Genomic DNA, 671 nt, shown 5'->3' on the forward strand with positions numbered 1-671 from the left:
CGAGGCCGCGGTCGACCTGTCGGACCGGCGGTGGCTTGAGCTGCTCGCCGGGTTCGGCGGGGCGTGGGGGATCGCCCGCTCCGGGGCCGGGGGCCCGCGGGCCGAGGCCGCCGGGGAGGCCGCGGCCGCCTCCACCGCGCCCCCGCCGGCGCTCGTCGAGGCCGAGAACAGGCAGGTCAGGTTCCTGGCCGCCCGGATATCGGAGGCCCTCGACGAGGCCGGGGCCCTCGAGGCCGAGACGGCGGCGCTGCTCGAGGGCGACGAGACCTACGCGTGCCTGCTCACCGTGCCCGGCATCGGCCCGAGGACCGCGGCGCAGCTCGCGGTGTCGGTCGACATCGGGAGGTTCCCGGACCACGACCACCTGGCCTCGTACTGCGGCATAGCCCCGAGGGTGAGGAGCTCCGGCACGTCGGTGAGGTCGGTCAGGGCGTCCAGGCGCGGCGACGCGAGGCTCAAGTCCCTGCTGATCTTCTCGTGCAACAGCCTGGTGAGGTCCTCGGGGCGCTACGGCGAGTACTACCGGGCCTGCAGGGCGCGGGGAATGGGGCACGGGCGGGCGCTCAAGGCCGTCGCGAGGAAGCGGCTCAGGGCGATATACGCCGTGATGCGCGACCGGGTGCCCTACCGGGAGTAGCCCCGACGGTTGACAAAACTATAGGAACACCCAA

At 73.6% G+C, this 671-nt stretch carries 1 protein-coding gene; it reads left to right on the forward strand.

The annotated features are described in order from the left end of the window. Window positions 1-637: transposase (locus AAAX72_RS09680; RefSeq protein WP_349130175.1), on the forward strand; the 637-nt coding region annotated here is incomplete at its 5' end. Between the last annotated feature and the right edge of the window lie 34 nt (window positions 638-671).

This window comes from Collinsella sp. CLA-ER-H8 (assembly GCF_040092335.1).
GTDB lineage: Bacteria > Actinomycetota > Coriobacteriia > Coriobacteriales > Coriobacteriaceae > Collinsella.